Source organism: Pseudomonas fluorescens (genome assembly GCF_002837185.1).
Classification (GTDB): Bacteria; Pseudomonadota; Gammaproteobacteria; order Pseudomonadales; family Pseudomonadaceae; genus Aquipseudomonas; species Aquipseudomonas fluorescens_AM.
In genome coordinates this window covers 334,335-353,830 of record NZ_KZ477986.1, presented here as the reverse complement: position 1 = coordinate 353,830, position 19,496 = coordinate 334,335, and the positions used below count along the sequence as shown (strand labels likewise).

The window sequence follows — 19,496 nt, the reverse complement described above, 5'->3', positions numbered from 1 at the left end:
AGCGAGCGTGGTCGTTCATGCTCATCGATCGTTCCCACGCTCCGCGTGGTAATGCAGCCTGTGACGCTCTGCGTCACGACCTCAACAGCGGACGCATAGCGTCCAGGGCGGCATTCCTACGCAGAGCGTGGGAACGATCGAACAACGTAGTAGCGCCCAACGCTAACCCGCTAACCACGATGCGCAGCGAGTCGCTCTTGATCTTGATCTGCTTTTGATCTCAGGCGCCCCGTTAAACCACGCTGGCCGAACGCAGGCTTGCATCCGTGGGTAACCCGGCAGGACGCCGGGTTAGCCGCCCCGCGCCATGGATGGCGCGTGGCGGCGGCCCACGGATTCAAGCCGGAGTGAGGGCACACCGAGCATGAGCGAGGTGCCGAGTGGTGGGGCAAGAGCGTTTTGCTTACTGTTGCGCTTTTCCAAAGTAAGCCGCCGTCAGGGCGGAACCCTAAGTGGCCGTTACCTGAATAATGGATAGGTACTCAGTCTGATCCAACATCCTGGTCGGCCCTGAGGCTGCCATCGGGGGCAAGCCCCCTCCCACATCGCGGCTTGCGCGCCCTTGGCCAAATCCGGGGCCGACCATTATAAGATATGGCCTGAGCCCGCCGCGCGGCGCCTACCGCCCTCTCACTCACTGGAAAAATTCTCCATGAAGCTCCCTGAGATCAGCACATTCATTGCGCAATGGCCCTCGCTTGACCTGGGCCCTATCGCCGCCTGGCGGGTGACTCAGGACTGCGAAAACCACGTCCTGGCGTTGCTTTCACGCCTCGGCGCAGGCTACCGCCGTCACGGAAACTGCGCCATCCATGAAAGCGCCACCGTCGAAGAAGGCGCCGTGCTGAAAGGGCCGATCATCATCGGCGAAGGCTCGTTCGTCGCCGCAGGCGCCTACCTGCGTGGCGGCGTTTATCTGGGCAAACAGTGCATCGTGGGCCCAAGCTGCGAACTGAAAAGCAGCTTCATGCTTGGGGCAAGCAAGCTGGCGCATTTCAACTTCGTCGGCGATTCGGTGATCGGCGAAGGCGTCAATATCGAGGCGGGAGCGATCATCGCCAACTATCGCAACGAACTGGATGGGGCGGATATCAGGATCCGCTATGCCGATCAGGTCATTGAGACGGGCGTGAACAAATTCGGCGCCCTGGTGGGCGATGGCTGCAAAATTGGCGCAAACGCCGTTATAGCTCCCGGCGCACTGTTGCAGTCCAACAGCCGTATTCCGCGTTTGGGGTTGATTGATCAGTTCGCCTACGACTAAGCAGCGCCAGCACGATCTACCATGTGGGCGCGGAACAGGGATCACGCCACTTGCGCGCTACCCAAACGGCCTGTTTCAGATCATGCTGCGCCTCTCACTTCAAGGACGATAAAAAACAGTGAAAACCACCCTCGCCGCCTTGCTCCTGATTGGCCTGGCCACTCCCGCATTCGCCAACGACAACCCCATCGGCTTCAAAACCACCAACCTGCCCGACGCACGCAACCAGCGCGCGCTGGAAATGGTCGTCTGGTACCCCACGGCAGTCCGGGCCGCTCCCCAGTTGATCCGAGACGACGCGGTGTTCTTCGGCGCTCTGGCAGTGCCCGATGCGCCGCCGGCCGGTGGTGAATATCCGTTGGTGGTGCTCTCCCACGGCTATGGCGGCAATTGGGGCAACCAGGTGTGGCTGGCGAGTGCGCTGGCACAGCGGGGTTATATTGTGGCGGCGGTGAATCACCCAGGCACCACCAGCAAGGACCGTAGTGCAGACGCAGCGGCGCAGTTATGGCAACGCCCCAAAGACCTGAGCCGCGCCATCGATGCAGTGCTTGCGCGACCGCAGCAATTTGGCGCGGTGGCGCAACACCGGATTGCGGCAGTGGGCCATTCTCTCGGTGGCTGGACGGTGCTGGAAATCGCCGGTGCGCGTTTCGACGCTGATCTGTTCGCCCAGGACTGCCTGGCACATCCCAAGCTGGGCGGTTGCATCGGCTACGCGCAGATGAACCCCACCGGAGCTGTAGATGGCAAAGCCCAACTGGCCGCTGACTTGAGCGACAAGCGCGTCGCCGCCGTGGTGTCTTTGGACCTGGGCCTGTCGCGGGGCATGACCGATGCCAGCCTGGCCGCGCTGCCCGTGCCGGCGCTGGTGATTGCTGGAGGCGTACCTTCGGAGGACATGGCTGTGGGGCTGGAATCTGCCGACTTGGCCAGACGGCTGCCGAAAGCATCCACGCAATACGTGGAGATCAGCGATGCGAGCCACTTCAGCTTTATGGCGCAGTGCAAACCCGGCGCGGCGGCGATACTCGACGAGGATGTACCCGGTGACAGCATGATTTGCCGAGACGGCGAGGCAGGAAGGTCCAGGGCGCAGATTCAGCAACAGGTGATCACGCTGATCAGCGCGTTCCTGGCACCTTGATCGGTGGCATCCTCGCCAGGTAAACCTTCCAATCCACGGTTTTTTAGCTGGTATCATTCGCGCCTTTACCTGCCAGGCCAACGCACATGAACCGCCAGAAAAAACTCCAGCAGCTTTTCAAGGCCAAAGCCAAGAAGGCCAACGCCAAGCTCGCACCGAAAAGCAAAGATAAATACATCAGCAAGGCGGACCGTTTGAAGCTTGCGGCCGAGGGTGACCTAGAGTCCGTTACGCCTCCCGAGACGCCTGCTCAATAAGACGCATCGCCGAAGGCGTACCCGCTTCATATTTGCCCCAGATACGCCGCAGATGGCGCGCCGAACCAAAGCCTGCGCGCTCGGCGACGGTTTCGATGTCCAGGCTCGACGCCACCAGCAACTCGCGGGCCACGGCCAGGCGCAGACGGTGCAGGTAATCCAGCGGGCTGATGCCGACATGCTCGTGGAACAGGCGCGCCAGGTGGCGGCTGCCGGTGCAGGCCAGGTTCGCCATGCGGGTGACGGTCCAGGCGTCACAGGGCGCGGCGGCAATGGCGTCCTGTACGCGATGGACAGCCGGGTGCAGATGATTGCGTCCGGTGATCCATGGCGATAACTGCGGGTCAGTGCCGCTGCGGCGCAGGTACACCACCATATCCCGCGCGACGGCGCAGGCCAGTCGGGGCCCGGCGCGCTCGGCGACCAGGTGCAGCATCATATCGATACCGGCGGTGATCCCGGCGCTGCAACTGACCGGCCCATCGGTGACGTACAGCCGGTTTTCCAGGACCCGGGCCTTGGGTGCCAGGGCCTGGAGGGTAGCGCACAACGCGTGGTGCGTGGTGCACTGGCGTCCGTCAAGCAGCCCGGCGCGGGCGGCCGTCAGCGCGCCGGCGCACACGCAAATCAAATGCTCGGCAGAGGGCGCAAACACCGTTTGCAGCCACTGCACCAGGCTGTCGCTGGCGGATTCGAAGGCGCGCTGGCCGGCCTTGTCTACCTTCATGCTCGAGCCCACCAACACCACCAGGGTGCCGGGCGCCAGGCTGGCCGGCAAAGGTGCCAGGCCCGTTAACGGCAAGCCGATGGAGGTGTGCAGGGACGGCACCGGGCTGACGTATTGCAGCGCGAAATCCACCGCCGCCGGATCATCCATCTGCGCGGCCAGGCGCAGCACTTCGGCAGGCCCGGCCAGATCCAGCATCAGCACATTGGGCAACAACACGAACAGCACCGGCACGCTCATCGAGTCACCCCGCCAATGCCTGGGCGACGGTGACGATGCGCGCAAACCGACCCTCCAGCACCAGCTCCGTACGCTCGCGAATCTCTGCCGGGGTGTACACGCGGCCGCTGCGGGCGTGGGTCATCGGGAACGTCAGCGTGGCCTCACTGACGAAATCGACGCTGAACCCGCTGTCCGAGGCCTGTCGCGTAGTGGTCTCGCAGCACTGTTCGGTCCGAATACCACTGATGATCAATCTGTTGACGCCCATCTCGAGGAGACGCGCGGCCAGCGGCGTACCGGCGAAGGCGCTGTGGTAGTACTTATGGATGACCAACTGCGGATCGATTGAAAGCTCGCTCAATACCCTGACGTTACCTGATGCCAGCGAAAAGTGGTCTTGGTCCTCCACATGAAACACCTGCACCACCGGGATACCTTGTTGAACGCAGCCATCGATCAGGGCCTGCTGGTTTTCCAGGTAAATTGGCAGGTCGTTTTCGGACCAGTAGGGTGCATGCCGAAATGAATGCTGGGCGTCGATTACGATCAGGGCTTTGCGGCTCATGGTAGGTCCTTTAGGCGTGAATTAGGGGCCGATACTGCAAACCATGGTAAAGCCCTCAACAGGTTCGCAACAGGCGCAAGGCGGACTGGCTAAGGACCGATTCGGACATTCCAGGCAAACCTTGAGCCGCTCGTTCAGCAACCGCTCAAGGCCACTTGAGGCCGTTCGCCAGCGAAGAACAACGGTCGCAGCCGCACGCCCACGCTATTGCCGATAAACGCAGCCACCAGCCACAGCCAGCCGTGCAGGCTACCCGAGGCGATGCCGCTGAAGTAGGCGCCGATGTTGCAGCCATACGCCAGGCGCGAACCATAACCGAGCAACAGGCCACCAATGACCGCCGCGATCAACGAACGCGCCGGTATCTTCAAGCTCGGCGCAAATCGCCCGGCAAGGCCTGCGGCCAACAACGCGCCAAGCACGATGCCGATGTCCATGACGCTGGTGATGTCTTCCCAAACCGGTGCGGCCAGGGCCTTGGCGTTGGCCGGCATCTGCCAGAACGCCCAACTGGCTACGTCTACACCCAGCCCACTCGCCACCTTGGCGCCCCACAGCGCAAACGCTGACGTAATGCCCCACGGCCGCCCGGCCAGCGCCAGCGTGGCATAGTTGAGCAAGGCCAGGCCTATCGCCCCCCACACCAACGGCCAAGGCCCACGCAGGAAGCGACGCGCCCCCCGGTGTTCACTGGTCACGCCAGCCTCAAGCCCGCCATGACGTCCCTTCTCCAGACGCACAGTCACCCACGCAATGAATGCGAACACCGCCAGGCTCAGGAGCAACGCCGGCAGTACACCGAAACTTTTGACGATTGAAACCGGCGGGAACGACGGCAAGGCAAACCACCAGTCGACGTGATGGGTGGCAATCAACGAACCGCAGATAAAGAACAACAGGGTCACCAGCATGCGCGCATTGCCGCCGCCTACGGTGAACAGGGTGCCCGACGCGCAACCGCCGCCCAGCTGCATGCCGATGCCGAAGATAAACGCGCCGAAGACCACCGACACTCCGGCCGGCGCCACCAGCCCGACCACCGGCTGGCCGAACAGGGTCCCCGCGCCCAGCGCCGGGAAAAACAGCACCACCGCCACCGCCAGCATCACCATCTGCGCGCGCAACCCGGCGCCGCGCCGATCCTTGATAAACACACGCCAGGCCGAGGTGAAACCGAAGGCTGCGTGGTACAGCGTCAGGCCCAATGCGGCGCCGACGATCAGCAACCAGACCTGGCGCATGCCCACCGCGCTTTGCAGGAACAGGGCGCCTGCCACCAGGATGATAAAGGCCACCAAGGGCGCGACCGGCTTGCGTGCCGGCGTCAGGGAAACAGAGGTGCTCATGGGAATCTCGACGTGTTTGAAGGTGGCCAGTATAAACCCGGCGGGATGGCGGTCAGGCGCTGACGTTGCCCGCCTGGCTCTCGCGTAGGTTGATTGAGCTCCACGCGGCCTCAGCCAGCAGTTCACGGTACTCCCAGGGGCTCTTCCTGACCTTCGCCGACAACCACGCACGCGAGTAGCTTTCTGCCGCGCCAATGATCAGCGAAGGGATCAGTTCGGCGGGCAAGTGGCTGAAATGCTCCTTGCGCCCTGCCCCACTCAGCCAATCCTTCAACTGCTGGTTACGTTGTTTATTGCGTGAAACCAGCTCGTCACTGAACGGGCCATTGGACACGGCGAAGCGGCTCTGGAATACGAAACGCGCCCAGTCCGGTTGTTCAGTCACCCATTCTACGTAGCTGTACACCAGCGCGGTCACCCCCGCCTGGGCGGTATCCGCCGTTTGCAAATAACGTTCGCGCAGGCTGGCCTGGTCCTCCAGCGCGGCGAAGAAAAGCGCCGCGACCAACCCCTCTTTATTGCCGAAGTGGTGGTAGATGGCACCCACGCTGGTCTCGCAGCGGGCGCGGATGGTTTCGATATTCGTCGCTTCAATCCCCGCCTCGTTAAAACACGCCAGCGCCTCGCGCAGGATGGTGCGTTTGAGGTCGCTGCGCCGGCCCGGGAAGGTGCGCTCGATAAGGTCGATGGAATGCATGCACAGGGACGCCAAATGAACAGAGTCTATAGGTTCTGCGGGCGGCAGAGAAAGCCTGGCTTGACACGCAGGGAATTTACGGAATATTGTTCCGTTACAGAATATTATTCTGTAAACCCATCATGAGGACACCCAATGAGCCAAGCACTCAGCATGTTCAACAGCGTAGGCCCTGCCGCGTTCAGCAACCTGGCCTGCCAAATGGCACCGTACTTCAGCACGATCACGCCCGAGATCGCTGAGTTGCGCCCCAACCACGCGGTGGTCAACGTGCCGTTTCGCAAGGAAATCACCAATCATCTGGCTTCGGTGCACGCGATTGCGTTGTGCAACGCCGCCGAACTGGCCGGCGGGATGATGACCGACGCGTCCATTCCCCCCGGCGCCCGCTGGATTCCCAAAGGCATGACCGTGCAATACCTGGCCAAGGCAAAAACAGACATCCGCGCGGTCGCCGATGGCAGTGCCATCGACTGGCAAACGGCCGGGGACAAAGTTGTGCCGGTGGACGTATTTGATGAGGGCGACGTCAAAGTGTTCACGGCCCACATCACCATGAATGTGAAACTCGCTTAACTCAGTGCCCCACCGCCGCAGGCCCATGGGCAGACCGCCGTCCCGGCTTGAAGCCATGGGCATGCGCCGACCACGCGATCACCAGCGCCACGCCCGCCAACAACAGCATTACCCAGGCAAACGAGGCCACACCCCAACGGTCAAGCAGTACGCCCCCCACCACCCCGCTGCCGGCAATCGCGCTGTTCCACGCCACGACATTCAGTGACAGCGCGACATCCGCACCCTCACCTGCGGCATCGGCCAGGGCGGTTTGCAGCAAGGTGGCGGCACCGCCGAAACTCAACCCCCAGACCGCCACCCCGAGGTAGATCACCGGCGGCTGGTTGCCTAGAAAACCGAACACGCCACTGATTGCCGCGAAGGTCGCCAGGCTCACCAATACCGTCTTGCGCAGCATCGGCTCGACCAGTCTGGCCGTCAGCCAGATACCCGCCAACGCGGCGATACCGAACACCAGCAGCACCAGATCCACCCGCTGCGCCAGCCCGGCCGGTGCCAGGAATGGCGCGATGTAGGTGTACAGAATGTTATGGGCAAGCATCCAACTGATGACCACGGCCAGCACCGGGCGTACTCCGGGGGTGGTCAACACCTTGACGAGGGAGAGACGCTGGTGCGCGGGCTGCGGCGGGTAATCCGGGACTTTCACCAGTACCCACACGATCAATCCCAGCGTCAGCGCCGACATCAGGCCAAAGGTGGTCCGCCAGCCCAGCAACCCGCCGAGCCAGGTACCCAGCGGCACCCCCAGGGACAGCGCAATCGGCGTCCCCACCATCGCCAATGCCAGCGCTTTACCCTGTTGCCCGGGCGCGACCATGCGCCGTGCATAACCGGCCAGTAGGCTCCAGGCCAACCCTGCCGCCACACCGGCAAAAAAGCGCGCGACCAGCGTGACGCCATAGTGGGACGACAGCGCCGTAATCGAATTGAACAGGAGGAAGCCGACGATGGTCAGCAACAGCACATTGCGTCGGCGCCAGCCACGGGTGGCGATGGTCATCGGGATCACCGCCAACACCGAGCCCAGCGCATAGGCGGTGACCATTTGCCCGGCCATCGACGGTGAAATCGCCAGGCCCTTGCTGATCAACGGCAACAGCCCGGCGGGCAGTGTTTCAGTGACGATGCAGATAAAGCCGGTCATGGCCAGGGCGAGCAAGGCGCCGATGGGCAGACGTTCGGATGACGCCGATAAACTGAGTGAGGGGGTCACGAGGGAAACTCCTTGGGCGAACTTAAATACTGATCGATACAAATGTTGCAGGCGAGCACAGTCGTTGTCAACGACTTATGTATCGACTAGTATTTATATAGGTATTCAGAGGACTCTCGCTATGGCACAAATGGGCCGGCCCCGTACCTTCGACCGTGAACAGGCCGTGGAACAGGCCATGCACCTGTTTTGGCAACACGGCTACGACGCCACGTCGCTCGCCCAGCTCAAGGACGGCCTGGGGGGCGGCATCTCCGCACCGAGTTTTTACGCGGCATTCGGTTCCAAGCAAGCGCTGTTCGATGAGTGCGTGCAGCGTTACCTGGCGACCTACGCCCAGGTCACCGAGTGCCTTTGGGACGAAACCCTGCCACCGCGCCAGGCCATCGAGACTGCATTGCGCCAGTCGGCGCGCATGCAGTGTGACAACGCCCACCCCAAGGGCTGCATGGTGACACTCGGTGTGATGAGCGCGCCGAGCCCCGAGAATGCCCGCGTGGCGGATGCGCTGACCCAGTCACGGGCACGCACGCGGGCCGGGATTGTGGCGTGCGTTGAACGCGCAATCAGCGGCGGATCCCTGCCGGACACCCTTGACGCCGCGTCGATGGCGACGGTGTTTGACAGTTTCCTGCAAGGGCTGTCGATCCAGGCGCGGGACAACGTTCCTCACGCCGTTATCGATGCAGCCATCGGCCAGATCATGCAGACTTGGGATATCGCCGCCGCGACTGTCCCGCCCCATCGCAACGTTGCGTCATAGGGAAACCCAGCGGGTATCCGGTTATAAAGGGCAATGCTGATTCAGCTCAGCCGTCAGTGGATATTTCGGTTATGGAGAACGCATCATGTTCGCAGTAGGCGTGGCGCTAGTCGCAGTAGGCTTGGGCACCGCAAACCCTGGTTTTTGGATACCAGGCTGTGTCTTCATGGCGATTGGGGCCGCTCGAAGAGGCAATCGTCGAGACTGATGGCAGGGGTAAGTGAGGGCCGCATGACTCTGCACTGGATCAAATTAATGATTGTCGCTGTGTACTTTGGTTGACGGGGCAAATCCCACGCAAAAAAAAGCCTGCATCGCTGCAGGCTTTTCTCTATCTGGCTCCACGACCTGGACTCGAACCAGGGACCCAATGATTAACAGTCATTTGCTCTACCAACTGAGCTATCGCGGAATGCGCCGTATGTTACTGATTAAAAAGAAGAAGTCAAGCCTCCTCTGACATTTGTCACGACTGAACAGGCTGGCCGGTCGAAACCGCCTGCTCCCCGGCCAGCTCCAGCCACGCCCGGGCTGCCGGTGGCAGGTGGGCACTGGCACGCCAAGCCAGGGCGATGTGCCAGTCGGTGTGAGGTTCGTCCAGGGGGATCAGGGCAATGCCAGCATGCTGGTGCTTGTGCGCCAGCATCCGCGGCAGGAAGGCCACGCCCAGGCCGGCGGCGACCAGGTCGACGATAAAATCGATCTGCCCACTACGTGCCGTTACCTTTGGCACAACGCCCTTGCGTTCGCAGGCGGCGAGGATTTTCGCGTTGAGGGCGAAACCCGCTTCGAACAGGATGAACGCAGAGTCCGCCAGGTCAATGAAGTCGATGCGTTCGCGGCGCGCCAGCGGGTGGTTGATGGGCAGCACGGCGATCAGCGGTTCGTTGCGCACGGGCTGGTAGTCGAAACACTCGTCGACGGGCAGCAGCAGGGCCGCCAGGTCGACCTCCCCCGCTTCCAGGCATTCGCGCAGTTTTTTGCTGCCGTACTCGGTGAGTTCGATGTCGATGTCGGGGTAACGCGTGCGGTAGGTGGCAAACATTGCGGCAAACAATACGCCGCAACCCACCGGCGGCAGGCCGATGCGCAGCACGCCGCGCTTGAGGCCGCGCAGGTCGTTGATCTCGGCTATCAGGTCGTTGCGCTCAGCAAGCATAACCAAGGCACGCCGGTAGGCAATTTCGCCAGCGGCAGTGAGTTCGTTCCTGTGGCCGAGACGATCAAGCAATGGGGTGCCCAGTTCCTCCTCCAGCGTCTTGACCGCTTTGCTGACCGTGGACTGGGTCAGGGACACCACTTCAGCCGCCTGGGAAAAACCGCCCTGACGCACCACTTCGACAAACGCCCGCAGTGTTCGCAGATTCATCAGTATTCCTTTTGCGACTCGATTGCAGCGATAAAAGTTGTTTTTATCATGCCAGAATTTTGCTTATCGTAGAGCGCTTCGCCGAGTGGAGCCCCTCTACATGATCATTTCGTCCGCATCCGATTACCGCGCTGCCGCCAAGCGCAGGTTGCCGCGCTTTCTATTCGACTATATCGATGGCGGCGCTTACGCCGAGCACACGCTGCGGGCCAACAGTTCGGACCTGGCCGAGATAAGCCTGCGCCAGCGCATCTTGCGCAATGTCGATAACCTGAGCCTGAAAACCTCGTTGTTCGGCCAGGAGCAGGCCATGCCGGTCATCCTCAGCCCGGTCGGCTTGACGGGCATGTATGCACGGCGCGGTGAAGTGCAAGCAGCCAAGGCTGCAGCGAACAAGGGGGTGCCCTTCTGTTTGTCGACGGTGTCGGTGTGCTCGATTGAAGAAGTCGCCTCGCAAAGCCCGCAGTCGATATGGTTCCAGTTGTATGTGCTCAAGGATCGCGGCTTCATGCGCAATGCGCTGGAGCGCGCGCAGGCGGCGGGCGTGACGACACTGGTGTTTACCGTCGATATGCCGACCCCGGGCGCGCGTTATCGTGATGCCCACTCCGGCATGTCCGGCCCGTATGCGGCGCAACGGCGGATGCTGCAAGCCATGACCAAGCCGCAATGGGCGTTCGATGTGGGGTTGATGGGCCGTCCCCATGACCTGGGCAATATTTCCAGGTACCTGGGCAAACCCACCCATCTGGAGGACTACATAGGCTGGCTGGCCAATAACTTCGATCCCTCGATCAGTTGGAAAGACCTGGAGTGGATTCGCGACTTCTGGAAGGGGCCGATGATCATCAAGGGCATCCTCGACCCACAGGATGCCAAGGATGCCATGAGCTTCGGTGCCGACGGCATCGTGGTCTCCAACCATGGTGGCCGCCAGCTGGATGGCGTGTTGTCTACCGCCAAGGCGTTGCCGCCCATTGCCGAGGCCGTCGGCGATGACCTCACCGTGCTGGTGGATTCCGGCATTCGTTCCGGGCTCGACGTGGTGCGCATGCTTGCCCTGGGGGCCAAGGCCTGCCTGCTCGGGCGCGCCAGCGTGTACGCATTGGCCGCCGACGGGCAGAACGGTGTGGAAAACCTGCTGGATATCTTTGCCAAGGAAATGCGCGTGGCGATGACGCTGACCGGTGTCACGTCGATCGAACAAATTGACGGTTCCACGCTGGTCGCTACGTAATCCTTCAACTGCCCCAGCCAGATAAATGACGCCACGCGCTGTCGACTGTTTTTCGAGTCGAGGCAGTCAATTGATTCATATCGCTATTTATTAAATAAAACGATTTGGCACGAATCTCGCTCTAACACCCTTCAAGCAGGTCAAGCGATGACAAGACGTGTGGCAGTGCCCCGGCCTTATAACCCGGCGTAAAGCGGTTTAAACTGATCCTTACTGTTTTACGGAACTGAAGGAGCAGTAAGACGCCTGGCACTTGCCACTCTCATCCGCCTGTAAGACAGTCATGTGCTTAGAGGCCGTTCACCTATGAAAACACCCACCCAGACCAACGCAATTGACTTTGACAGTGCCAAATTGCAACGCCTGGGATTTGGTCAGCCCGCCCTCCGTTCACCTCGCCCCGCCACCCTTGGCCAGCTTCGCCAGCAACTTAACCAGCAATTGCAAACCAGCCTCGAGCCGGAACGCATCCTTGGCCTGTTCTTTCGCGAAATCCAACGCCTGGTGCCGCTCGATGCCTTGCAATATCGCCACGTCACCAGTGACCTGCGCCTGGAGTTCGGCCATCGCGGCCATCATTCGATGAGCTACACCTTGAGCCATGACGGCGAGCACCTGGGCGAGTTGGTGTTCCGCCGCAACCAGCGCTTTACGGAAGAGGAACTGGGCCAACTCGAATCCCTGCTGGCAGCCCTGCTGTATCCGATGCGTAACGCCCTGCTCTACCGCGCCGCCACCCGCAGCGCCCTGCGCGACCCGTTGACCGAAACCGGCAACCGGATCGCCATGGACCAGACACTGCAACGGGAAATCGACATGGCGCGGCGGCACATGCACCCGCTGTCCCTGTTGATGCTGGACATCGATCACTTCAAGCGCATCAATGACACCCATGGCCATACCGCCGGCGACAGCGTATTGCGCGCCGTGGCGGCGGCGATCAAAGGCCAGCTGCGCAACGTGGACATGGTGTTTCGGTTTGGCGGCGAAGAATTTCTGATCCTGCTGTCCAACACCGGCCGCGATGCGGCGCGGATGGTCGGCGAGCGCCTGCGCCAGGCGGCGCAAGCCCAGGACTACTGGGTAGAAGGGACGCGAATCGAATTGACGGTAAGCCTCGGCTGCTCGACGTTACTGGCGGCTGAGTCGGCTGAAAGCCTGCTGCGCCGAGCCGACAATGCCTTGTACGTGGCCAAGCGCGAAGGCCGTAATCGCCTGGCAATGGCGGGGTAACCCCCGCCATTGCCTGTGCATCACGCCTCGCTGGCGACTCGGGCCTGGCGCTCACGCACGAGCGCGGGGGCCTTTTCTTTCTCTTGTTCCAGTTGCATGCAACTTTCCAGGAACAGATACATGTAGTCGTAGCTCTTGCACACGGCCTGGCGCAACTCTACCTGCAGGGGCCTGCTCGGGTTCGTGCCGGCGAGGGTACAGATGATTTCCAGCGCTTCCCAAGGGTGTGCGTCATCATACTGGGCGTGCATCTTCAGCCATTTCATCGCACGCTTGCGCTCTTCCTCGGGGAAGGCAGCGGCATACACGCCGGTGGAACAGACCACGGCGGACCACTCCCCTGTCGCGCCCTCGATGGCGTAGTTGGTGGCGGCAATCGCGACGATCAATGAATCAGACGAGCTGGTGTGCCAGCACCAATGACTCAGTGCGTGCAACTCCGGTGGCACGTCCTGGGCCTGCAGGTCGTCGAGACTGACACCATGGGCACGCGCCCAATTCACCCAATAATCGGCATGGTTCAATTCAACGCGAATATTGCGCATCAGCCAGCGTCGCGCCATGTCCTCCCCAGGATGACGGGCAAATTTGGTCTTGGTGAGGTTCTGCGCCATGTACAAGGCAAACTGCTCCACCACAGGCCAGCCGCCGATCAGGTAGTGGCGCATGGTCCTGGCGCTGAGCGTGTTATCGCGCATGCGGTGGTACAGTTCGTGTTCGACAACTCGACGCTTGCTCTCGCTACAGTCCTGGATCAGTTGCTGGGCCCAGGCGGGGTAACTCGAGGCTTCCATAAGCGGGCCGGTTCTGTTGAATGTGTCGATCACTGTAGGGCTCCTTTTTAAGTGTGATGTACAGACCGGCAAGTTTCAGCGGAATGTACCGGGCGCCTTGAATAACAGGGGCTGCGGCCGCACGGGTCGGCACTGCAGGCGATCACAGGTAAACAATTGCGGGCGCTCGATCAGATAGCCTTGAGCGTAGTCCACACCTATCTCAAGTAACGCCTGTTCGATCTGCGACGTTTCAACAAACTCGGCAATTGTGCGTTTACCCATGACATGGCCGATGTGATTGATCACTTCGACCATGGCGCGGTTAATCGGGTCGTCCAGCATATCCTTTACGAAACTTCCATCGATCTTCAAGAAGTCTACAGGTAAATGTTTGAGATAGGCGAATGAGGACATTCCGGCGCAAAAATCATCAAGGGAAAAGTGGCAACCTAACGCCTTGAGTTCATTAATAAAACGAATTGCACTGCCTAAATTGGCGATAGCGCTGGTCTCAGTTATTTCAAAACAAATCATTTCCGGGGGAATGCTGTAAGTGCCGAATTTTTCACGCAAAAACCCGAGAAAATCATCATCGCCAATGGTTATGCCTGACAGATTAATCGCACACATGGCCATGGGTCGGCCCGGACGCTCGTGCATGCAACGGGCAATGATCTTGAATACGTTGTCCACCACCCAGCGATCCAGGGAAGTCATCAAGCCGTAACGCTCGGCCGCCGGAATGAAACTGTCAGGCAGGATGATTCGCCCCGCTTCGTCGTGCAGGCGCAAGAGTATTTCGATGTGACCGGTGCCCGCTTCGGTAGGGCCCAGAGGCGAAATTTCCTGGGAGTAAAGGCAAAAGCGGTCCTCCTCAAGGGCCATGTGCAGGCGTTGCACCCACGCCATCTCGCCAAAGCGTATGGACAGCTCCGAGTCATCGGCGTGATACACCTGCACCCGATTACGCCCTTTCTCCTTGGCCATGTAGCACGCCATGTCGGCGGCGCGCAGCGACGTCTCCAGGGTGGTGGGCGCTTGTGAGATATGCACCAGGCCGATGCTGACGGTGGTCATGAACGGCCGGCCCTTCCACACAAAGTGCAGGCTCTGCACCGTGTGGCGCAGGCTCTCGGCAATCTTCTCGGCCACGGGTGCCGGGCAGTGCTCCAGCAGGATGCCAAATTCATCGCCGCCCAGCCGCGCCAGGGTATCGCCTTCGCGCAAGTCCGATTGCAGCAGCGCGCAAATGTGTCGCAGCAACTCGTCGCCCGCGGCGTGGCCGCAGGTGTCATTGACCAGTTTGAATTGGTCCAGGTCGAGGAACATCAAGGCATGCCGGCCGTTTGGCTGGCGCACCACCTGCTGCAGCACCTGCTCCAGGCGGTATTCGAATTCACGCCGGTTGGCCAGGCCGGTCAAGGCATCGTGGGTCGCCTGCCAGGAAAGATTGGCGATGTACTGGCGCTCCTGGGTCATGTCATGCAGCACCAGCACCGCGCCACTGACCTTGCCCGCGCTGCGAATCGGCGCGCCCACCAGGGTCACCGAGACAGTGCTGCCGTCCAGGCGCTGTATCAGCTTGGAATGCTCACTGCCGCCACTGAGTTCGCCCTTGATGATGTGCTCGATCAGGGTGAAGCCGTCCGGCTCGGCGTTCTCATCCAGCAATTTGAACAACGCCGCCAGCGGCAGGCCCTGGGCCTGGGCCGACGTCCAGTGGGTCAGTGCTTCGGCGGCGGGGTTCATATAGGCAATCGAACCGTCCACGTCGGTGGTGATGACACCGTCACCAATCGACTCCAGGGTGATCTGCGCCCGCTCTTTTTCCGCTTGCAGGGCATCGGCAAACGCATGGCGCTGGGCCAGCAACTTGTGCGTGCGCAGCAGCGCCAGAACGATCAGGCCCAGGGCCGTGGCGAGGTTGGTGATCAACAGCAGGCGCAGGATCATCCGCGAACCTTCGCCCAAGGCATCGCTGAACGCCTTGGCGGCCGGTGTCACACCTTCGTTGATGGCTGTGATACGCGCTTTCCACCGCCGCACATCGTCGGCATTCACCCGATCGGCAGCAATGGCGTCATGCATTTGGCGAGCAAGGTCGTCCAGTTGCAACAGGTAGCCGTCGCCCACCGTCCAGAGTTCGATGGCTTTTTCCAGGTAGCTGAAATGACGGAAGTTGAGGTACAGCCAGATCAGGCTGGAGACGTCGTCCGGGTGGTTGCCGCCCTTGATGATACCCAGGCGCGCAGCGGGGATATCAGGGGTGGGGCTGTCCAGGGCGATGCGCAACTCGTGCCCGCCCTGAGGCACCGCAATGGCTTGCTGATACTTGAGGTAGGTGGCGGCTTCGCGATTATCGGCGTAGAGGGTCAGGTAATAGATAGCGTCTTTCTGGCCCTTGGACCACAGACTTTCACCTGCCACATAGCCACGCACCGCCGAGAGCACGTAGAGACTGACGCAGCCTAACAATGCCTGGAACAGTACAACGGCAATAAAGGGCCAGACAATGCCCAGCAGCCGTGGCGTTCCGAGAGTCCGCTTTTGCTTCATGAAGTCCCTTGCACATGCACAGCTCAATACGCACGCGAAAATCCGCTCCCGATAGCACAGCCTAAGCTAAATCAACGTACTTGTTGCAGGTGTCCATACAATTTGGCGTACAGCCCGCCATCGGCAATCAATTGCTGATGGTCGCCATCCTCGGCGATATGCCCGCCATCGAACACCAATACACGGTCAGCCTGTTTCACTGCCGAGAGCCGGTGGGCGATGATCAGTGTAGTACGCCCACTGAGAAACCGCGCCAGCGCCTGATGCAGGTTGTACTCGGTGGCCGCGTCCAGCGCCGAGGTGGCTTCATCCAGAATCACGACTTTGGGCTCGGCCAAGACCATGCGCGCGATAGCCAGGCGTTGCCGTTGACCACCGGAAAAACGCACGCCGGATCGCCCCACTATGCTGTCCAGGCCCAACGGCAATGCCTTGACGGTAGCATCCAGCTGGGCGATTTCCAGTGCCTGCCAGCAGGCCTGGTCCGTACGCTCGCGGCCCATCGTCAGGTTGGCGCGCACGGTATCATTGAACAGCGCCGGGTGCTGCAGCACCACCGCGACGTTTTCACGGATGGTCGCCAGGCCGATCTCCTGCTGGCTCGCGCCGCCAAAACAAATGCTGCCAGCCTGCGGTGTGTAGAGACCCAGCAACAGTTGCACCAGGGTACTTTTGCCGCCGCCGCTGGCGCCGACAATCGCGACCTTCTCCCCCGGTGCGATGGCCAGGTTCAATTGGTCGAGCACCAGGTCGTCACCGTAGCCGAAGTCCAGGCCGCGCACGTCGATACCGACGGTCGCACGCCCACTGAAGGGGTCGGCGCCTCCCGCGTATTGCGGCTCGTCGGCGCGGGCCAGCAGTTCGTTGATACGCGTCAACGCGCCGCCTGCCGCGTAATAGGCGTATTGCAGGTTGAGCAACTGCTCCACCGGGCCGATCATGAACCACAGGTAACTGAACACCGCGAGCATCTGGCCGATGGACAGGTCGGAAAACAGCACGGTCAACATGGCTGCGGCGCGGAAGATGTCGATACCGAACTGGAACAGCAAGCCACTGGCGCGGCTGGACGCGTCGGTTTTCCATTGTGAGTGGATGGCATAGTCCCGCACCTCACGGGCACGCTGGCCCAGGCGGCCGAGGAAGAAACCCTGGCGGTTGCCGGCGCGCACTTCCTGGATGGCATCCAGGGTTTCGGTGAGCGCCTGGGTGAACCGTGAGGTGCTGTCGTTTTCCAGTTTTTTCAGGTGTTTGACACGCTTGCCCAACTGCACCGTGGCATAGATCACCAACGGGTTGAACAGCAGGATCAGCAACGCCAGCTGCCAATGCATCCACACCAGGATCGCTGAGGTGCCGACCAGGGTCAGCATCGCCACCAGGAAGCGGCTGAGGGTTTCGCCGACGAATTTGTCCAGGGTGTCCAGGTCGGTGACCAGGTGGGTGGTCACCGTGCCGCTGCCCAGGCTTTCATATTCGCCCAGGGAGATGCGCTTGAGCCGCTCGATCAGGCGCACGCGGATGCGGTAGACGATGTCCTTGGCCAGGCGTGCAAACAGCCGCGCCTGTACCACGTTGAACACCAGAGCACCGCAACGCAGGGCCAGAGTCACCATTAACATCAGACCGATATAGCCGGCAGCTTTCTGCCAGCCCAGGGGCAGCGCGTGGTTCATCACCTTGAGCGCGGCGTCGCCATGGCCCAACAGCACTTCGTCGACCAGCAGCGGTAACAGCAACGGGATGGGTACGCTGCACAAGGTCGCCAGCACGGCGACGCTGTTGGCGATCCACAGGGATTTTTTGTGACGCAGGGCCAGGCGGCGGATTTCCGCCCAGGTCAGGCGGTCGCCGGTTTTTGACTCATCCTGCACAGGTGGCTCGCTCCAGCCATCGGGCGAGCAACGGTGACAACTCGTCCAGCGGCTGGTAGCCATTGGTCAGCAGCGCCAATTGTCCGTTGCGCTCGGCCAGCAAGGTCGGGAAACCGGCGATGCCCAGATCCTGCACCCAGGTGAAATCCGCTGCCGTGGCCGCGTGCTGCTCGGCACGGTCGAACTCGCCGGCAAACTCGATACGCGGAATACCGGCCTGTTCGGCCAGCTCCACCAGCACATGGGCATTGGTGACGTCGCGGCCCTCTACATAGAACGCCTGCTGGATCAGCCCCACCAGCTTCCAGGCGCAATCGGGCGCCAGGCTGCGCGCAGTGACGATGGCCCGGCACGCAGGCTCGGTGTCATAGACAAACCCATCGGGCAACGCGCCTTCGCGCTTGAACGGCTGGCCGGTGGCGTCGGTCACCGCCTGCCAGTGCTCGAGGATGTAACGCCGCGTAGTCGGTTCCAGCGCCGCGCCACTGCCGGTGCGCAATCCGCCCACCACCAGGTGCAACTCCACGCCGGCCGCCCGGGCCTGCTCAACCAGCGCCTGCGCCACCGGGGCAAAGCCCCAGCACCAGGAACACATCGGGTCCATTACATAGAGCAGGCGCGCGGTCATGGTTCAAGCCTCGGAAGGGGTTTGCTTGTAGTTGAAACCAATCGGATGCGGCATGTTACGGGCCTTGGCCAGTTCGATCTGCTTCTGCCGGTCGATGGCGCTGCGACGGGTTTTCTCCGGCAGCTTATCCCAGCAATGCGGGCAACTGATGCCGGCCACGTAGTGCTCGGACGCGCGGTCTTGCACGCTGACCGGTGTGCGGCAGGCATGACATTGATCGTAGTCGCCTTCGCTCAAATCGTGGCGCACGGTGACGCGATTGTCGAACACGAAGCAGTCGCCCTGCCACTTGGTCTCTTCCTGCGGCACCTCTTCGAGGTATTTGAGAATACCGCCCTTGAGATGATAGACCTCGTCGAAGCCTTCGCTGAGCATGTAGCTCGACGCTTTCTCGCAACGAATGCCGCCGGTACAGAACATGGCGACCTTCTTGTGCCTGGCCGGATCGAAGTTGGCTTTGATGTAGTCGGGGAATTCGCGAAAACTGGTGGTCTTCGGGTCGATTGCGCCTTCAAAGGTGCCGATCGACACTTCGTAGTCGTTGCGGGTGTCGATCAGCAGCACGTCGGGGTCGCTGATCAGCGCGTTCCAATCCTTGGGGTCGACGTAGGTGCCGACCTTTTTGTTCGGGTCCACGCCTTCCACGCCCAGGGTCACGATCTCTTTCTTGAGCTTGACCTTGGTGCGGTAGAACGGTTGGTCGTCGCAGTAGGACTCTTTGTGGTCGATATCGACCATGCGTGGGTCTTTCTTGAGCCAGGCCATCAGGCCATCGATGCCTTCGCGGCTGCCGGAAACGGTGCCGTTGATGCCTTCTTCGGCGATCAGCAAGGTGCCTTTGATGCCGTTGTCGACCATCGCCTGCAACAGTGGCTCGCGCAGGGCGACGTAATCTTCAAGGGTGACGAACTTGTACAGTGCCGCCACGACGATAGGTTGAGTCATGGGTAATCTCTCCAGGTGGCTACCCTCGTAAGGGGTGAACCGGATGCAAAATGACGCCGACCAGGCGACGCGGCGCGCATTCTAGCAAAACCACG

Annotated in this window: 18 protein-coding genes and 1 tRNA gene; 7 read left to right on the top strand and 12 right to left on the bottom strand. The window is 61.3% G+C overall.

Annotation, left to right across the window (positions count from 1 at the left end; all coding sequences use genetic code 11):
• The first annotated feature begins 652 nt into the window (after positions 1 to 652).
• From CIB54_RS03635 to CIB54_RS03625, 3 genes are all read left to right on the top strand, one after another.
• Positions 653 to 1,264 carry an LbetaH domain-containing protein gene (locus tag CIB54_RS03635; RefSeq protein WP_101218627.1) on the top strand — a complete coding sequence of 204 codons (612 nt, stop codon included), beginning with the start codon at positions 653 to 655 and terminating at the stop codon, positions 1,262 to 1,264.
• A 118-nt stretch (positions 1,265 to 1,382) separates the two neighbouring features.
• Positions 1,383 to 2,411 carry an alpha/beta hydrolase family protein gene (locus CIB54_RS03630; protein ID WP_101218625.1) on the top strand — a complete coding sequence of 343 codons (1,029 nt, stop codon included), beginning with the start codon at positions 1,383 to 1,385 and terminating at the stop codon, positions 2,409 to 2,411.
• 86 nt (positions 2,412 to 2,497) lie between these two features.
• Positions 2,498 to 2,668 (top strand): DUF2986 domain-containing protein, encoded by a 171-nt coding sequence (locus CIB54_RS03625; RefSeq protein ID WP_065950199.1) that lies wholly within the window; start codon positions 2,498 to 2,500, stop codon positions 2,666 to 2,668.
• Here CIB54_RS03625 and CIB54_RS03620 read toward each other — a convergent pair.
• The 4 genes from CIB54_RS03620 to CIB54_RS03605 all read right to left on the bottom strand — a co-directional run bounded on the left by CIB54_RS03620 (position 2,640) and on the right by CIB54_RS03605 (position 6,225).
• A complete protein-coding gene (locus CIB54_RS03620; protein ID WP_065950200.1) occupies positions 2,640 to 3,635 on the bottom strand; it encodes a GlxA family transcriptional regulator in 996 nt (331 codons plus the stop codon). The genes CIB54_RS03625 and CIB54_RS03620 overlap by 29 nt on opposite strands.
• A gap of 4 nt (positions 3,636 to 3,639) precedes the next feature.
• On the bottom strand, positions 3,640 to 4,182 hold the full coding sequence (locus CIB54_RS03615) for a cysteine hydrolase family protein (protein WP_101218623.1): 543 nt from the start codon (positions 4,180 to 4,182) through the stop codon (positions 3,640 to 3,642).
• A gap of 134 nt (positions 4,183 to 4,316) precedes the next feature.
• A complete protein-coding gene (locus tag CIB54_RS03610; RefSeq protein ID WP_101218621.1) occupies positions 4,317 to 5,528 on the bottom strand; it encodes a YeeE/YedE family protein in 1,212 nt (403 codons plus the stop codon).
• Positions 5,529 to 5,580: 52 nt separating this feature from the next.
• Positions 5,581 to 6,225 carry a TetR/AcrR family transcriptional regulator gene (locus tag CIB54_RS03605; protein WP_101218619.1) on the bottom strand — a complete coding sequence of 215 codons (645 nt, stop codon included), beginning with the start codon at positions 6,223 to 6,225 and terminating at the stop codon, positions 5,581 to 5,583.
• A 135-nt stretch (positions 6,226 to 6,360) separates the two neighbouring features.
• On the opposite strand from CIB54_RS03605, the gene CIB54_RS03600 reads away from it, so the two are divergent.
• Complete coding sequence (locus tag CIB54_RS03600; RefSeq protein WP_065950204.1) at positions 6,361 to 6,801, top strand: hotdog fold domain-containing protein; 441 nt, start codon at positions 6,361 to 6,363, stop codon at positions 6,799 to 6,801.
• 1 nt (position 6,802) lies between these two features.
• On the opposite strand, the gene CIB54_RS03595 is transcribed toward CIB54_RS03600, so the two are convergent.
• Positions 6,803 to 8,020 carry an MFS transporter gene (locus tag CIB54_RS03595; RefSeq protein ID WP_101218617.1) on the bottom strand — a complete coding sequence of 406 codons (1,218 nt, stop codon included), beginning with the start codon at positions 8,018 to 8,020 and terminating at the stop codon, positions 6,803 to 6,805.
• 121 nt (positions 8,021 to 8,141) lie between these two features.
• Here CIB54_RS03595 and CIB54_RS03590 point away from each other — a divergent pair, with 121 nt between their 5' ends.
• The gene (locus tag CIB54_RS03590) at positions 8,142 to 8,783 is read left to right on the top strand and encodes a TetR/AcrR family transcriptional regulator (RefSeq protein WP_101218615.1); all 642 of its coding nucleotides are present in this window, start codon (positions 8,142 to 8,144) and stop codon (positions 8,781 to 8,783) included.
• Positions 8,784 to 9,119: 336 nt separating this feature from the next.
• Here the strand turns inward: CIB54_RS03590 and CIB54_RS03585 are convergent.
• Together CIB54_RS03585 and CIB54_RS03580 are read right to left on the bottom strand one after the other, a co-directional pair.
• A tRNA-Asn gene (locus tag CIB54_RS03585) sits at positions 9,120 to 9,195 on the bottom strand.
• 54 nt (positions 9,196 to 9,249) lie between these two features.
• On the bottom strand, positions 9,250 to 10,152 hold the full coding sequence (locus tag CIB54_RS03580) for a LysR family transcriptional regulator (protein WP_065950207.1): 903 nt from the start codon (positions 10,150 to 10,152) through the stop codon (positions 9,250 to 9,252).
• A 100-nt stretch (positions 10,153 to 10,252) separates the two neighbouring features.
• Here CIB54_RS03580 and lldD point away from each other — a divergent pair, with 100 nt between their 5' ends.
• Entirely contained in the window at positions 10,253 to 11,389 is a 1,137-nt protein-coding gene (gene lldD / locus CIB54_RS03575; RefSeq protein ID WP_101218613.1) for an FMN-dependent L-lactate dehydrogenase LldD, read from the top strand.
• A 306-nt stretch (positions 11,390 to 11,695) separates the two neighbouring features.
• Positions 11,696 to 12,622, top strand: coding sequence for a GGDEF domain-containing protein (locus CIB54_RS03570; protein ID WP_065950209.1), 927 nt, complete (start codon positions 11,696 to 11,698; stop codon positions 12,620 to 12,622).
• Between the two features lie 20 nt (positions 12,623 to 12,642).
• On the opposite strand, the gene CIB54_RS03565 is transcribed toward CIB54_RS03570, so the two are convergent.
• The 5 genes from CIB54_RS03565 to CIB54_RS03545 form a co-directional block, all read right to left on the bottom strand.
• Positions 12,643 to 13,416, bottom strand: coding sequence for an iron-containing redox enzyme family protein (locus CIB54_RS03565; protein WP_194733330.1), 774 nt, complete (start codon positions 13,414 to 13,416; stop codon positions 12,643 to 12,645).
• Between the two features lie 75 nt (positions 13,417 to 13,491).
• Positions 13,492 to 15,954 carry an EAL domain-containing protein gene (locus CIB54_RS03560; RefSeq protein ID WP_101218611.1) on the bottom strand — a complete coding sequence of 821 codons (2,463 nt, stop codon included), beginning with the start codon at positions 15,952 to 15,954 and terminating at the stop codon, positions 13,492 to 13,494.
• Positions 15,955 to 16,025: 71 nt separating this feature from the next.
• Positions 16,026 to 17,828 carry an ABC transporter ATP-binding protein gene (locus CIB54_RS03555; protein ID WP_065950212.1) on the bottom strand — a complete coding sequence of 601 codons (1,803 nt, stop codon included), beginning with the start codon at positions 17,826 to 17,828 and terminating at the stop codon, positions 16,026 to 16,028.
• Entirely contained in the window at positions 17,818 to 18,456 is a 639-nt protein-coding gene (locus CIB54_RS03550) for a DsbA family protein (RefSeq protein WP_101218609.1), read from the bottom strand. The genes CIB54_RS03555 and CIB54_RS03550 overlap by 11 nt, the downstream gene beginning before the upstream one ends.
• A 3-nt stretch (positions 18,457 to 18,459) precedes the next feature.
• A complete protein-coding gene (locus tag CIB54_RS03545; RefSeq protein ID WP_101218607.1) occupies positions 18,460 to 19,401 on the bottom strand; it encodes an oxygen-dependent tRNA uridine(34) hydroxylase TrhO in 942 nt (313 codons plus the stop codon).
• Between the last annotated feature and the right edge of the window lie 95 nt (positions 19,402 to 19,496).

Coding starts and splice junctions, on each gene's coding strand:
- CIB54_RS03635 (WP_101218627.1), top strand. CDS start 653: ATGAAGCTCCCTGAGATCAGCACATTCATTGCGCAATGGCCCTCGCTT.
- CIB54_RS03625 (WP_065950199.1), top strand. CDS start 2,498: ATGAACCGCCAGAAAAAACTCCAGCAGCTTTTCAAGGCCAAAGCCAAG.
- CIB54_RS03620 (WP_065950200.1), bottom strand. CDS start 3,635: ATGAGCGTGCCGGTGCTGTTCGTGTTGTTGCCCAATGTGCTGATGCTG.
- CIB54_RS03615 (WP_101218623.1), bottom strand. CDS start 4,182: ATGAGCCGCAAAGCCCTGATCGTAATCGACGCCCAGCATTCATTTCGG.
- CIB54_RS03610 (WP_101218621.1), bottom strand. CDS start 5,528: ATGAGCACCTCTGTTTCCCTGACGCCGGCACGCAAGCCGGTCGCGCCC.
- CIB54_RS03605 (WP_101218619.1), bottom strand. CDS start 6,225: ATGCATTCCATCGACCTTATCGAGCGCACCTTCCCGGGCCGGCGCAGC.
- CIB54_RS03600 (WP_065950204.1), top strand. CDS start 6,361: ATGAGCCAAGCACTCAGCATGTTCAACAGCGTAGGCCCTGCCGCGTTC.
- CIB54_RS03590 (WP_101218615.1), top strand. CDS start 8,142: ATGGCACAAATGGGCCGGCCCCGTACCTTCGACCGTGAACAGGCCGTG.
- CIB54_RS03580 (WP_065950207.1), bottom strand. CDS start 10,152: ATGAATCTGCGAACACTGCGGGCGTTTGTCGAAGTGGTGCGTCAGGGC.
- lldD (WP_101218613.1), top strand. CDS start 10,253: ATGATCATTTCGTCCGCATCCGATTACCGCGCTGCCGCCAAGCGCAGG.
- CIB54_RS03570 (WP_065950209.1), top strand. CDS start 11,696: ATGAAAACACCCACCCAGACCAACGCAATTGACTTTGACAGTGCCAAA.
- CIB54_RS03565 (WP_194733330.1), bottom strand. CDS start 13,416: ATGGAAGCCTCGAGTTACCCCGCCTGGGCCCAGCAACTGATCCAGGAC.
- CIB54_RS03560 (WP_101218611.1), bottom strand. CDS start 15,954: ATGAAGCAAAAGCGGACTCTCGGAACGCCACGGCTGCTGGGCATTGTC.
- CIB54_RS03550 (WP_101218609.1), bottom strand. CDS start 18,456: ATGACCGCGCGCCTGCTCTATGTAATGGACCCGATGTGTTCCTGGTGC.
- CIB54_RS03545 (WP_101218607.1), bottom strand. CDS start 19,401: ATGACTCAACCTATCGTCGTGGCGGCACTGTACAAGTTCGTCACCCTT.